Annotated in this window: 12 protein-coding genes, 1 tRNA gene and 1 pseudogene; 3 read left to right on the top strand and 11 right to left on the bottom strand. The window is 41.1% G+C overall.

What is annotated here, in order from left to right; translation table 11 throughout:
* Nucleotides 1–51: 51 nt before the first annotated feature.
* Nucleotides 52–2,367, bottom strand: a complete 2,316-nt coding sequence (locus LKD41_RS02645; protein ID WP_022244367.1) for a RelA/SpoT family protein — start codon at nucleotides 2,365–2,367, stop codon at nucleotides 52–54.
* 172 nt (nucleotides 2,368–2,539) lie between these two features.
* Between LKD41_RS02645 and LKD41_RS02650 the strand changes: the two genes are divergently transcribed.
* The gene (locus LKD41_RS02650) at nucleotides 2,540–2,914 is read left to right on the top strand and encodes a DUF3783 domain-containing protein (RefSeq protein WP_227700308.1); all 375 of its coding nucleotides are present in this window, start codon (nucleotides 2,540–2,542) and stop codon (nucleotides 2,912–2,914) included.
* Here LKD41_RS02650 and LKD41_RS02655 read toward each other — a convergent pair.
* The 3 genes from LKD41_RS02655 to LKD41_RS02665 are packed head-to-tail and all read right to left on the bottom strand — an operon-like array spanning nucleotide 2,911 to nucleotide 4,857.
* Nucleotides 2,911–3,774 carry an aldose 1-epimerase family protein gene (locus LKD41_RS02655; protein ID WP_255669419.1) on the bottom strand — a complete coding sequence of 288 codons (864 nt, stop codon included), beginning with the start codon at nucleotides 3,772–3,774 and terminating at the stop codon, nucleotides 2,911–2,913. The two genes, LKD41_RS02650 and LKD41_RS02655, sit on opposite strands and share 4 nt — an antisense overlap.
* Nucleotides 3,758–4,351: a M48 family metallopeptidase gene (locus LKD41_RS02660; protein WP_227700310.1), complete on the bottom strand. Its 594-nt coding sequence runs from the start codon at nucleotides 4,349–4,351 to the stop codon at nucleotides 3,758–3,760. The genes LKD41_RS02655 and LKD41_RS02660 overlap by 17 nt, the downstream gene beginning before the upstream one ends.
* A 56-nt stretch (nucleotides 4,352–4,407) precedes the next feature.
* Nucleotides 4,408–4,857, bottom strand: coding sequence for a hypothetical protein (locus tag LKD41_RS02665; RefSeq protein WP_022244363.1), 450 nt, complete (start codon nucleotides 4,855–4,857; stop codon nucleotides 4,408–4,410).
* A 111-nt stretch (nucleotides 4,858–4,968) separates the two neighbouring features.
* Between LKD41_RS02665 and LKD41_RS02670 the strand changes: the two genes are divergently transcribed.
* Nucleotides 4,969–5,041, top strand: a tRNA-Gly gene (locus LKD41_RS02670).
* A 91-nt stretch (nucleotides 5,042–5,132) separates the two neighbouring features.
* Here LKD41_RS02670 and LKD41_RS02675 read toward each other — a convergent pair.
* The 6 genes and pseudogenes from LKD41_RS02675 to hisA form a co-directional block, all read right to left on the bottom strand.
* Nucleotides 5,133–5,288, bottom strand: coding sequence for a hypothetical protein (locus LKD41_RS02675; protein WP_227700311.1), 156 nt, complete (start codon nucleotides 5,286–5,288; stop codon nucleotides 5,133–5,135).
* Nucleotides 5,289–5,378: 90 nt separating this feature from the next.
* Nucleotides 5,379–5,761, bottom strand: a pseudogene (locus tag LKD41_RS15740) (GH36-type glycosyl hydrolase domain-containing protein); the annotation flags it as partial.
* A 475-nt stretch (nucleotides 5,762–6,236) separates the two neighbouring features.
* The gene (locus LKD41_RS02685; RefSeq protein ID WP_227700427.1) at nucleotides 6,237–7,451 is read right to left on the bottom strand and encodes an LL-diaminopimelate aminotransferase; all 1,215 of its coding nucleotides are present in this window, start codon (nucleotides 7,449–7,451) and stop codon (nucleotides 6,237–6,239) included.
* 56 nt (nucleotides 7,452–7,507) lie between these two features.
* Entirely contained in the window at nucleotides 7,508–8,056 is a 549-nt protein-coding gene (locus LKD41_RS02690) for an ANTAR domain-containing response regulator (protein WP_227700312.1), read from the bottom strand.
* A 33-nt stretch (nucleotides 8,057–8,089) separates the two neighbouring features.
* Nucleotides 8,090–9,418, bottom strand: coding sequence for a type I glutamate--ammonia ligase (glnA, locus tag LKD41_RS02695; RefSeq protein WP_227700313.1), 1,329 nt, complete (start codon nucleotides 9,416–9,418; stop codon nucleotides 8,090–8,092).
* Between the two features lie 19 nt (nucleotides 9,419–9,437).
* Nucleotides 9,438–10,217, bottom strand: coding sequence for a phosphoribosylformimino-5-aminoimidazole carboxamide ribotide isomerase (gene hisA / locus LKD41_RS02700; protein ID WP_022244358.1), 780 nt, complete (start codon nucleotides 10,215–10,217; stop codon nucleotides 9,438–9,440).
* Nucleotides 10,218–10,419: 202 nt separating this feature from the next.
* Between hisA and guaB the strand changes: the two genes are divergently transcribed.
* Entirely contained in the window at nucleotides 10,420–11,877 is a 1,458-nt protein-coding gene (gene guaB, locus LKD41_RS02705) for an IMP dehydrogenase (RefSeq protein WP_022244357.1), read from the top strand.
* 125 nt (nucleotides 11,878–12,002) lie between these two features.
* Here the strand turns inward: guaB and LKD41_RS02710 are convergent, their stop codons facing one another.
* A complete protein-coding gene (locus LKD41_RS02710) occupies nucleotides 12,003–12,386 on the bottom strand; it encodes a hypothetical protein (protein WP_199535639.1) in 384 nt (127 codons plus the stop codon).
* Between the last annotated feature and the right edge of the window lie 70 nt (nucleotides 12,387–12,456).

Raw genomic sequence — 12,456 nt, forward strand, 5'->3', positions numbered from 1 at the left:
ACTGACTTTGACTTTTTTCATAAATCAGCAATTTATTTTGCTAATGCTCTATCAGCCGGTAGTACGTTCAATATCAATCACGCTCTCTACCTGACGGATTTTTTCTATTAAGCTGCTCAATTCCTCTTTGCCTTTGGTATTAAAGGAAATAGAAATGGTCGCAACACCCTGTTTACTGGTCTTGGAATTAATGGAACTGATATCGATTTCCCGCTCAGTGAAAATTCTGGTAATATCTACTAAAAGTCCGGTACGGTTGTTACCAAATATTTTAATCTCAGCAAGATAAAGTCCATTGTCACCCTGCTCTGCACCCTGCTGCCACTCTGCATCAATCAAACGCACTTTTTCCAACTCGGAAAGGTTCATGATATTAATGCAATCGGTACGATGAATAGAAACACCACGGCCTCTTGTGACAAATCCTACAATTTCATCTCCCGGCACCGGGCTGCAGCATTTGGAAAAATGCACTGCCACATCATAAAGTCCTTTTACAATGATACCACTCTTGGATTTCTGTGGAACTGCCTTATCCTTATTCTCGGAAGACACATTGTTCAATACATCCTCATCGGTAAGCTGGATTGGGTGGTCTTTCCGGTATTCCTCCAGCATCTTATTCACAACCTGGCCTTCTTTCAGTCCGCCGTGTCCTAAGGTTGCCAGTGCGGAATCCCAGTCATGGAATCCATATTTCCGCATAACCTTACTCTGATATTCCGGTTTGTTAATATCCGTAAGATTAATGGATTTTGCCTTACAATACTGGGCAATCAGTTCCTTGCCCTTTACGATATTTTCTTCTTTTAACTCACTCCGGAACCACTGGTTAATCTTATTTTTTGCCTGTGTACTCTTAACAATATTTAACCAGTCACGGCTCGGTCCCTTGGAATTCTGGGACGTGATAATCTCAATACGGTCACCGTTCTGAATCTCGTAATCAATTGGAACTAATTTACCATTTACCTTGGCTCCAATCATCTTATTTCCAACTGCCGAGTGGATACTGTACGCAAAATCTACCGGTGTGGAACCCGTTGGCAGATTCTTTACATCTCCGGACGGAGTAAAGCAGAATACCGTATCAGAAAAGAGGTTCAAATCACTCTTTAACAGGCTCATGAACTCTTTATTATCTGACATGTCTTTCTGCCATTCCAGAATCTGGCGCAGCCAGCTTAACTTCTCTTCCTCTGATTTGGTGGTAGCCACTGTGCCGCCGTTATTGGCAGCTTCCTTATATTTCCAGTGGGCAGCGATACCATATTCTGCGGTACGATGCATCTCAAAGGTACGAATCTGAATCTCAAACGGCTGTCCGGTCGGTCCAATCAGTGTGGTGTGGAGGGACTGATACATATTCGGCTTTGGCATAGCGATATAATCTTTAAAACGTCCCGGGATTGGTTTATACATCTCATGGATGACACCCAGTGCTGCATAGCAGTCCTTGACATTATCCACGATAATTCTTATGGCAAATAAATCATAAATCTGGTCTAAGGTCTTATGCTGATTGACCATTTTCTTATAAATAGAGAAGAAATGCTTTGCTCTTCCATCAATCTGTGCCTTGATTCCTGCATTTTCAATATGTTTACTCACTTCTTTTACAAGGCTCTGCACATAATCATCACGGACACTCTTACGAAGTGCAACCTTTTCTACCAAATCATAATATGCTTCCGGCTCCAGATACTTTAAGGAAAGGTCATCTAATTCGATTTTAATTTTAGAAATACCAAGACGCTGTGCAATCGGCGCATAGATGTCCATGGTCTCTCTCGCTTTTTCCTTCTGCTTCTCCGGTGTCATATATTTTAACGTACGCATATTGTGCAGCCGGTCTGCCAGCTTGATTAAGATAACACGGATATCCTTTGCCATGGCAAGGAACATTTTTCTTAAGTTCTCTGCCTGAACCTCGACTTTATCCGCATCATAAGATAACTGACCCAGCTTTGTAACGCCATCCACCAAAAGGGCAATCTCTTCTGAGAACTCTGAAGCAATTTCCTCTACTGTCATGACGGTATCCTCTACGACATCATGAAGCAGTCCGGCTACGATAGTCTCTTTATCCAGCTCCAGCTCCGCTAAAATAATTGCCACACACAACGGATGAATGATATATGCTTCACCGGATTTTCGTACCTGTCCCTTATGTGCCGTATCCGCTGTCTTATATGCCTTTTCAATCAAAGAAATATCTGTCGATGGGTGATATTTCTTCACGCTGGCAATCAGCTCCTGATACAGGCTCTCCGGACTGACGAATTCCTGCATGGTCTTTATGTTGTCATCCTTAGACACCACTTCATTTTCTAATTCTTCTAATTCTTCTGTTGTAATATCTGCCATAATTCACACCAACTTTTTTGCGTTTTATCCCACTTTTAACTATGATTTTTCATTATAATAAAAAATATATAAAAATGCAATCTTTTATACTTGCCATTTTCCCCCGGAAACCTTATACTTTATGGCTGAATGGCAGATATTTTCTATCTCTTTTAGAAAGGAGTTTTCCCTTATGCATCCAGTTATATTATTTTACAATTTAGAAAACAGCAAAGGCAGAACATTAAAAATGCTCTGCCTCCGGTTAAAAATAAAAATCCGTATTATCACCAAAGAACAATATAACCAGACTTTAGGTGCCCTCGCAGGGATTGATGGCTTCCCTTTGAAAGAAGAGGTCTATACCGGCGATGGTTTCACCGACGAAATGCTGGTATTCAAAGGCTTTGATAATGCTCTTTTAGACCGTTTCCTGGTGGAATTAAAAAAGCTTCATCTTACCAGAATCGGACTGAAAGCCGTTCTCACGGAGCACAATATCAACTGGGATTCCATTGCACTTCATGAAGAACTCTTAGCGGAAGATAAGAAAATGCATGAAAATTAATCTTCTCCTGCAATTTCTATGGTGTATGCTACCTGAAAGCATGCACCCTGCGCTAACGCATGTCCCCATTCCCTTTCTTCCAAGCTTCCGTTAAAATCCTCTTTATCGCATCTTCCAAACCAAGGTTCAATGGCTGCATATGGTGCATTCTTCTTCTCTGCTGACCAGAGTCCAAATAACGGAGCTTCCGGGAAATACACATTTAAGTAATTCTTTCCTTCCGGATCACGCAAAGATACTTCATGAGTCTGGTTATTCTCTATCACATAAGCACCATTGTCAAAGAAATCCTTCGTAAATGCTGCAAATCCATTTTCTAACTTAAGCTCACTTTTGCTGTTTAATGCCAGTCCGGATTCTACGTCAAAATCACGACAGATGACATTTCCATTCATATGCATGTCATAGCCATAACCGCTCTTGTCCGCTTCGCCATGTACCGGGCAGGAGAAGCATGGATGGAATCCACAGGAAAAATACATTTTTTCCTTGCCGGTATTCTTAATGTTCCATGTGATTTCCAGTCTGTTGCCATTCATATGATAGATTAATTCCATCTCATAATCGAAGGGATATTTTTCTTTTGTTGTATCATCGGACTGATGGGTAAAAACGAGTGTGTTTTCATCTTTTTTCTCCACCTTCCACTCTACATCACGGACATAACCGTGCTGTCCCATCTTGTAAGTCTTTCCCTGATAATGATAGACTCCGTCTTTTAAGCTTCCAACAATCGGAAACAGATTTGGTGCACTCCGTTTGTAATACTCCGGATTGCTGCACCACATGTACTCAATGTTACTTTTCTTTCCAAGCACAGATTTCAGTTCTGCCCCAAGGGACTCAACTTCCACCTTCATGCTCGCGTTTTCCATGGAATAACGCATATTCTTTCAACCTCTTTTCTCGTATTCTATGATCTGACATCACAGTATCCAGCACCTGATAAAATCGTCTGCTGTGATTTGCTTCTACCAGGTGTGCCAGTTCATGAGCAGCAACATATTCTGCGCATTCTAACGGAAGGTCTGCCAGTACTTTATTCAAAGTAATGGATGCCTTTGCCTTGCAGCAGCTCCCATAGCGGCTGGTCATGCTGCGGAATCTGACCGTTGGCATAGAAATATGATAAGCCTGAAACAGTTCATACTCCTGCAGCAGTATATCTCTTAAATACTGCTCTTTCTGCCGGTTCCATTCCAGTGCATCCACATCTATCCTCTGCTGATTTGCAAGCTTCTTTTGCATCATGCGGATCCACTCCGCCTTGCTCTGCACAAATGCATCCACTTTCTTTTTGCTCATGCGATAGGGCATCGTTACTGCTACTACGCCATTGGCTTTTACCCGGATGATAATATTCTTTACTTTTTTTGGTGTCAGTTCATATTGTATTGTATTCTCCATTCCATTATTATAGCTTTTTGGTCCCGGCACTGACAAGCCTTTTTCTTGTTTTCCTTTTGCTATTTCTGTCGTATCATTTTATACTGTTACTCCGCCTCTGTCTCCGGGGCAGCCGCTGCTTTTTCCAGGGCATCATCAATGGCGTGAATCAGCACCATGGACGTATACTGGTTATCATCGGAATAGCTGAGATTATCCGTTGACTGATTTTCATATATCTGTTCTTTCAAATTATCCAGTGCCGGCTGCATCAACGGATACATTGCGGTTACAGTTTCATCGAGATTTACCAGCGAAATGGAATTGATTTTATTCTCATCCACCACAACCTCCACATCCACGGTTTTATCATTAAATATGATGGAAGACGTATATACCCCTGCCACATATTTCATGGTCTCCCGGCTCTCCTCATCTTTATCCGGAGAAAACATATAGACCAACAATAATACCAGTAATATTCCAAGTACCGCAAAAATTCCTGTGTAAATCAGTTCCTTCATATGAAGCACTACAATCTTTGTCTTTGCACTCAAGGGAGTCCTCCTGCTTTCTTGCTTATTGTATTTTATGTGAAAACTTTTCTAATATTACACTTGACAAACCCTTTTTCTTATAGTATAGTAAGTTTCGTGTTCAGCACAAATGCGATAGTGGCGTAGTTGGTAACGCGCGACCTTGCCAAGGTCGAGACCGCGGGTTCGAGCCCCGTCTATCGCTCTATTTTTTTTGGATGCTGTAAGCCTTTATTTATGCGGGTTTACAGCATTTTTCTAATTCTTAAATTCTTGCTTTCTTAACCAGATTTTCGCTATTTTTGGTTAAGAAAATGTCTTTCATTTAATGCCTGTTTTGCAACCGCTAAATTTGTTCCTACATAATAATTCTTTTCTGCAACCTTTGGTGTGTTTCCAAATATGGTTGATGCTAAAATAATGTTTCCGTTTGTCGCATTTATTACTTCCATAAGAAGGTTTTTCAGGAAAAGAATACTTTGATAAAATTTTTAACCTTTCTGTCATTTCATGTGCCATTCGTACATCTTCGGGTAAAATTTTATCTTAACAACTAAGGTCTGCTCTGCTGCAATTCCTTTGTAATCACAGCTGTATTTGGAATAACTCATTCCATGACGGCAGGTATATTTTGCTTCATCCAGTGATTTGCCAACCGGCTGCCAGGAAACACTCCAGTAATCTCCGTCTTCTTCATCGCGGATATATACATAATGTCCCGGACGATCCATTGGAACTCCATTCGCCCGGAATCTTGTTACACGATGATACTCCGGTGTCTTGTAAAACATATAGCCCCCGCTGTATGATTTACGACCACACAGGTATCTTTTACGCCAAGGTAGTTTGTCCAGGATGCCGGCAAATCCACCCGGTCAATTACATATTCTCTTTTCTCATTGTCAAAATATCCGTATTGCTTGATGGTAAACTGTCTTTCCAATGTTTGACAAAGGCACTGTATTGTTCGTCAACTACGGATGCATGATAAGGTCTGTTAGGGGCACTTAGAATTTCGTCTGTTATCCGGCAACGCTGGCACAGGGAAGTGCCAGCGAGGCGCATTTGAACATGGATGTGAATTTGCGCCGGTTGCCGGAACAGATACTATTTATAACAAAATTCTTAGTGCCCCTTGCAGATTTTATGTTGCATCCGTAGTTGTCGGACAGTGCAGTGCCCCTGTCAAAGCAACGGAAAGACAGTTTACCATCAAGCAAAACCAATATTTAAGAACTGCTGGCATTCCAGTACATATCATCCAGATGTTCTTCGATATCCAAACTTTTTAAAATAAATATATTTTTCTTCCCAATTGCCTGTTATATCGGATGCCAAAAAGGGACAGCAATTAAAATCGCTGTCCCTTCTATATTTTCGTATATCCTTATGATACTGACTTATAATGCCTTAATTCTCTCTAATGCTGCAACTGAATTCTCATATGTTCCGAATGCTGTCAGTCTGAAGTATCCTTCTCCGCTTGGTCCGAATCCGGATCCCGGTGTTCCTACTACATTGGCATTTTCTAAGAGGTAATCAAAGAAATCCCAGGATGTCATCTGCTCCGGTGTCTTTAACCAGATATATGGTGCATTTACGCCACCGAATACTTCGAAGCCTGCTTCTTTAAGACCGTTTTTGATTACGCTTGCATTTTTCATGTAATATGCAACCTGTTCTTTCAACTGTGCTTTTCCAGCTTCGGAATATACTGCTTCACCGGCACGCTGTACGATATAAGGTGCGCCGTTGAATTTGGTGCCGTGACGTCTTGCCCACATATCATGTAAAGATATGCCATTGCATTTCAAATTCTTTGGTACTACAGTATATCCAAGACGTACTCCGGTAAATCCTGCATTCTTTGAAAAGCTCTTAATCTCGATGGCACAGGTCTGTGCTCCTTCACATTCGTAAATGGTATGAGCCACATCTGCTTCTGAAATGTATGCTTCATAAGCACCATCATAGATAATCAGTGCGCCTTCTTTATTGGCATAATCTACCCATTCCTGTAACTGTGCTTTGGTGATGGTTGTTCCGGTTGGATTATTTGGCAGGCACAGATAGATTACATCCGGTGTCTCCTTCGGGAATTCCGGCACGAAATTATTTTCTCTGGTACATGGCATATAAATTACATTGCTCCACATCTGGGTATCCGGGTTATATGTACCGGTTCTTCCAGCCATAACATTGGAATCCACATATACCGGGTATACCGGGTCACATACAGCAATTCTTACATCCGGTCCGAATAATTCCTGAATATTTCCAGAATCACTCTTTGCTCCATCGGATACGAAAATTTCATCTGCTTCGATTGCACATCCTCTTGCCTGATAATCATTTTTTACAATAGCATTACGCAGGAAATCATATCCCAAATCCGGTGCATATCCATGGAAGGTTGCAGGATCTGCCATCTCATCAACTGCCTTATGTAAAGCCTCAATAATTGCCGGAGCGATTGGCTGGGTGACATCCCCGATTCCAAGACGGATGATATTCTTATCCGGATTTGCCTGGGTAAATGCATTTACCTTTTTGGCAATGGTACTGAATAAATAGCTTCCTGGTAATTTCTGGTAGTTTTCATTAATCTGATACATAATATCTCCTTTTCTTCTCTCTAAATAATCTACTATATTTAACCTATTTTTCATACTTATGCATGCATAAGGCTCAAAATCATCTGTGCCGTCTCGATGAGTCCGGTTCCATTATCCATACTCCGTTTCTGGATATACCGGTGTGCTTCTTCTTCACTCATGTTATTTCGTATCATCAGAAGTTCTTTAGCATCCTGTAACATGCGTTTTTCCTCTTCGCTTCGTACCTTCGGTTCCGTACGCCGTTTCTTACGCATTCTGGTAATAGTATAAGACATGGTCTCTACCGTCTGTATCAGTTCGTGCACTTTAAGCGGCATGGAAAGGCACATAATATCAGCAACTTCATGCTCATTACAGATATCCGGCGAAGCAACAAGAAGCATCTGAAATGTAGCAGGAATATATTCATGCAGTTCTGTATACATCATGTCCACAAATCTTGGACTGCAGACCAATATACCTCCATCTAACGAATTCGCATACTGCAATGCCTGAGCCCCTGTTGTGACTGCTGCATCTACATGAAATCCACTGCGCACAAGTATATTTTTTATACTTTTGGCATTTTCTATCTTAGGGAATGCAACAATAACATTAATCAAGTTCTTATCTCCTGTAGCATTTTCTTACATCAACTAAATCTTATACAGATACTCATCAATCTCCCACTGTGTCACCTGGGCTCTGTAGTCCGCCCACTCAGCCTTCTTGGCTTCTGCATATTTCTCTGTAATATGTGGTCCTAAAACCCCTTTGATATAATCATCGTGTTCGAACTCTTCGATTGCTTCCATTAAATCTCCCGGAAGTGATTCAATACCCTTTTCCGCTTTCCTGGAAAGTCTCATTTCAAATACATTTTCTCTTACCTCTTCCGGTGGCATAATCTTATTTTCAATTCCATCTAAGCCTGCTGCAAGGCATACTGCCAATGCCAGATATGGATTGGCTGCCGGGTCCGGACATCTTAATTCCACCCTGGTTCCTGCCCCTCTGGATGCCGGAATACGAATCAGCGGACTGCGGTTCGTTGCAGACCATGCAATGTAAATCGGTGCTTCATAGCCCGGAACCAGTCTCTTATAGGAATTTACCAGTGGGTTGGTGATAGCGGACATACCTTTCATATGTTTCATTATTCCGCCAATGAAATAATATGCTTCTTTGCTCAAACCAAGTTCACCGGATGGGTCATCAAATATATTTTTTCCATTCTGGGAAAGTGACATATTAATATGCATGCCGGAACCGTTGATTCCATATTTTGGCTTTGGCATAAAGCTTGCAAATAAGCCATGACGCTTTGCAATGGTCTTAACTGCCAGTTTAAAAGTCATAATCTTATCGGCTGTTGCCAATGCTTCATCATAACGGAAATCAATTTCATGCTGTGCCGGTGCTACTTCATGATGGGATGCCTCGATTTCAAATCCCATATCCTCTAAGGTCAGCACCATATCACGTCTTGCATTTTCACCTAAGTCTACCGGTCCTAAGTCAAAGTATCCTGCTTTCTCATGGGAAACGGTTGTGGGCTGGCCATTGTCATCGGTATGAAATAAGAAAAATTCACACTCTGGTCCTACCTCAAAGGTATAGCCCATCTTTGCTGCACGCGCAATCTCTTTCCGCAATACGTATCTTGGATCTCCTTCGAAAGGTGTTCCGTCTGCACAATAAACGTCACAGATAATTCTTGCAACTTTTCCCTGCTGTGGTCTCCATGGGAAAATAGTAAATGTATCTAAATCCGGGTAGAGATACATATCGGACTCCTCAATCCGGACAAAGCCTTCTATGGATGAGCCGTCAAACATACACTGATTATTCAGTGCCTTCTCTAACTGACTTCGTGTGATTGCCACATTTTTTAAGGTTCCAAACATATCCGTAAACTGAAGCCGGATAAATTCCACATCTTCTTCATCTGCCATACGGATAATATCCTGTTTTGTATACTTCATACTGCCGCTCTCCTTTTCCTTATACTTGATTTATATACTGCAGAACCTCTTTATATGCCATTCTGCCGCCAAACAGGTCTAATGCACTGCCTATCGTCACATTAAGCCTGCCTTTTCCATGTTCTTTTAACTGCTTTAAATCTTCAAAACTGCCGACTCCTCCGGCATATGTAATTGGAATTCTGCCCCAGTCTCCTAACATTTCTGCCAGTGGGACTTCAATGCCGGATGCTTTTCCCTCTACATCTACTGCATGTACTAAAAATTCATCCGCATATTCCTTTAATTTATCTAATAACTCCGGCGTGATTTTCTCTTCGGTAAATTTCTGCCAGCGGTCTGTCACTATATAGTAGTCGCCATCTTTTTTCCGGCAGCTCAAATCCAGAACCAGATGCTCTTTTCCTACTGCTGCAAGAATTTTCTCCAGATTATTATAATTTACTTTTCCATCCTTAAATACATAGGATGTCACAATTACATGACTGGCTCCTGCCTCGATAAATTCTTTGGCATTCTCTGCATGAATGCCGCCGCCAACCTGCATACCGCCCGGATATGTGTGAAGCGCAAGCAGTGCCTGACGTTTCGTTTCTTTATAATAAGAACTGTCTGACGGATTCAGCAGAATGATATGTCCGCCACGAATCTTATCTTTTTTATAAAATTCTGCAAAATAAGCGGCATCCTGTTCCGCCACAAAATTCTCTTTTGCCTGATTTCCTTCATCCTTAAGACTTCCGCCTACAATCTGCTTGACCTTGCCATTATGGATGTCTATGCACGGTCGAAATTCCATCCTTTTTCCCCCTCTGTTTGAAAAAAGGACAACGTTCACCCTTGGTTGACCCCGTTGTCCGTCTAAAAGAATAACATATTTTTGTATAAAATGGAATAGTTGTTTTAACAATTGACAGTATATTATTTTTTTGCTAGAATTGAGAAATTAAAGGCTTTATTATATTACACACTTTTTAATAAGAAAGAGAGGAAACGAGAAAATGGGTAAAATTATCGGTGAAGGAATTACATTTGATGATGTTTTGCTGGTTCCTGCATATTCGGAAGTTACTCCTAATATGATTGATCTTACCACTTACCTGACTAAGAAAATCAAATTGAACATTCCAATGATGAGTGCTGGAATGGACACAGTAACTGAACATCGCATGGCAATAGCTATGGCAAGACAGGGTGGTATCGGAATCATCCACAAAAACATGTCTATCGAGGCTCAGGCGGAGGAAGTGGACAAGGTAAAACGTTCCGAAAATGGAGTTATCACAGACCCATTTTTCTTATCCCCAGATCATACATTAGCTGACGCAGAAGATTTAATGCACAACTTCCGCATTTCCGGAGTTCCTATTACAGAAAACGGAAAATTAGTCGGCATTATCACCAATCGTGATTTGAAATTCGAAACAGATTATACAAAGAAAATTAAAGAAAGCATGACTTCCGAAGGTCTTATTACTGCTCCGGAAGGAATCACATTAGACGAAGCGAAAAAAATTCTCGCTAAGGCAAGAAAAGAAAAGCTTCCAATTGTTGATAAAGATTTTCACTTAAAAGGCCTTATCACAATCAAAGATATTGAAAAACAGATTAAATATCCATTATCCGCAAAGGATGACCAGGGCAGACTGCTTTGTGGTGCTGCTGTTGGTATTACTGCTAACATGATGGACCGTATCGATGCACTGGTAAAATCCCATGTCGATGTAATCGTTGTAGATTCCGCACATGGACATTCCTTAAATATCTTAAATGCAGTTAAGAAAATCAAAGCTGCTTATCCTGATCTTCAGGTTATCGCAGGTAACGTAGCAACCGGTGAAGCAACCAGGTCTTTAATTGAAGCTGGTGCTGATGCTGTTAAGGTTGGTATCGGACCTGGTTCTATCTGTACTACCCGTGTGGTTGCAGGTATTGGTGTTCCTCAGATTACTGCTGTCATGGATGCCTTTGCAGTTGCAAAAGAATATGGTATTCCAATCATCGCCGATGGTGGTATCAAGTACTCCGGAGACATGACCAAGGCTTTAGCTGCCGGCGGTAATGTATGTATGATGGGAAGTATGTTCGCAGGATGTGACGAAGCTCCTGGAACCTTCGAATTATATCAGGGAAGAAAATACAAAGTTTACCGTGGTATGGGTTCTCTTGCAGCTATGGAAAACGGAAGCAAAGACCGTTACTTCCAGGAAGGTGCTAAGAAGCTTGTTCCGGAAGGTGTTGAAGGACGTGTGGCTTACAAGGGAAGCCTTGAAGATACCGTATTCCAGTTAATCGGTGGTATCCGTTCCGGTATGGGTTACTGCGGATGTCCTACTATTCCAGAATTACAGGAAAGAGGCCGTTTCGTTAAGATTACTGCTGCTTCCTTAAAGGAAAGTCATCCACATGACATTCATATCACAAAAGAAGCACCAAACTACAGTATTGATGACAAATAAATTTTTCACCAAGAGAAACAATTTTATATGAGCCATCGTGGTACTCATATTATACAAAACAGGATTGAAAACTTTTCATTGAGTTTTCAATCCTGTTTTTTGCATTTAAAAATCTTTATTCAAAACTATCTTGCTGTTTTTGCATTATTATTACCATTTCCATTGGTTCCAGTTGTCGCATCATCCACAGCATCTTTAATTCCGGTTCCGGCATCATCTACTGCATCATCTACACCATCTACAATATCTTCTGCGCCATCTACTACTCCATCTGTCACATCATTTACCACACCGTCGCCATTATCTCCATTGTTTGTGGTATTGTCACGATTATTCTTGTCATTTGTGTTATTCTTATTGTCTGTGTCATTCTTATTGGTAGTATTGTTACTTCCTGCTCCGTTTTCCGTGGTATTTTCCTCATTTCCATTCCTATTACCACAGGCTGCCATGCTGCCAAAGAGGCACACTACCATCATGGTCAACACCAGTTTTCTTAATTTCTTCATGTTCAATATCTCCTTTTTATTGATTTCAAGTTTATTGTTTCCAACCTATCCTTTTCTATGCATCTTCTGT

This window comes from Roseburia sp. CLA-AA-H209, from assembly GCF_020687575.1.
GTDB classification, from domain to species: domain Bacteria; phylum Bacillota; class Clostridia; order Lachnospirales; family Lachnospiraceae; genus Roseburia_C; species Roseburia_C amylophila.

Bases quoted from the DNA above. Each gene is read 5' to 3' on its own strand.
- LKD41_RS02645 (WP_022244367.1), bottom strand. From the start codon at position 2,367: ATGGCAGATATTACAACAGAAGAATTAGAAGAATTAGAAAATGAAGTG.
- LKD41_RS02650 (WP_227700308.1), top strand. From the start codon at position 2,540: ATGCATCCAGTTATATTATTTTACAATTTAGAAAACAGCAAAGGCAGA.
- LKD41_RS02655 (WP_255669419.1), bottom strand. From the start codon at position 3,774: ATGAAGGTGGAAGTTGAGTCCCTTGGGGCAGAACTGAAATCTGTGCTT.
- LKD41_RS02675 (WP_227700311.1), bottom strand. From the start codon at position 5,288: ATGGAAGTAATAAATGCGACAAACGGAAACATTATTTTAGCATCAACC.
- LKD41_RS02685 (WP_227700427.1), bottom strand. From the start codon at position 7,451: ATGTATCAGATTAATGAAAACTACCAGAAATTACCAGGAAGCTATTTA.
- glnA (WP_227700313.1), bottom strand. From the start codon at position 9,418: ATGAAGTATACAAAACAGGATATTATCCGTATGGCAGATGAAGAAGAT.
- hisA (WP_022244358.1), bottom strand. From the start codon at position 10,217: ATGGAATTTCGACCGTGCATAGACATCCATAATGGCAAGGTCAAGCAG.
- guaB (WP_022244357.1), top strand. From the start codon at position 10,420: ATGGGTAAAATTATCGGTGAAGGAATTACATTTGATGATGTTTTGCTG.
- LKD41_RS02710 (WP_199535639.1), bottom strand. From the start codon at position 12,386: ATGAAGAAATTAAGAAAACTGGTGTTGACCATGATGGTAGTGTGCCTC.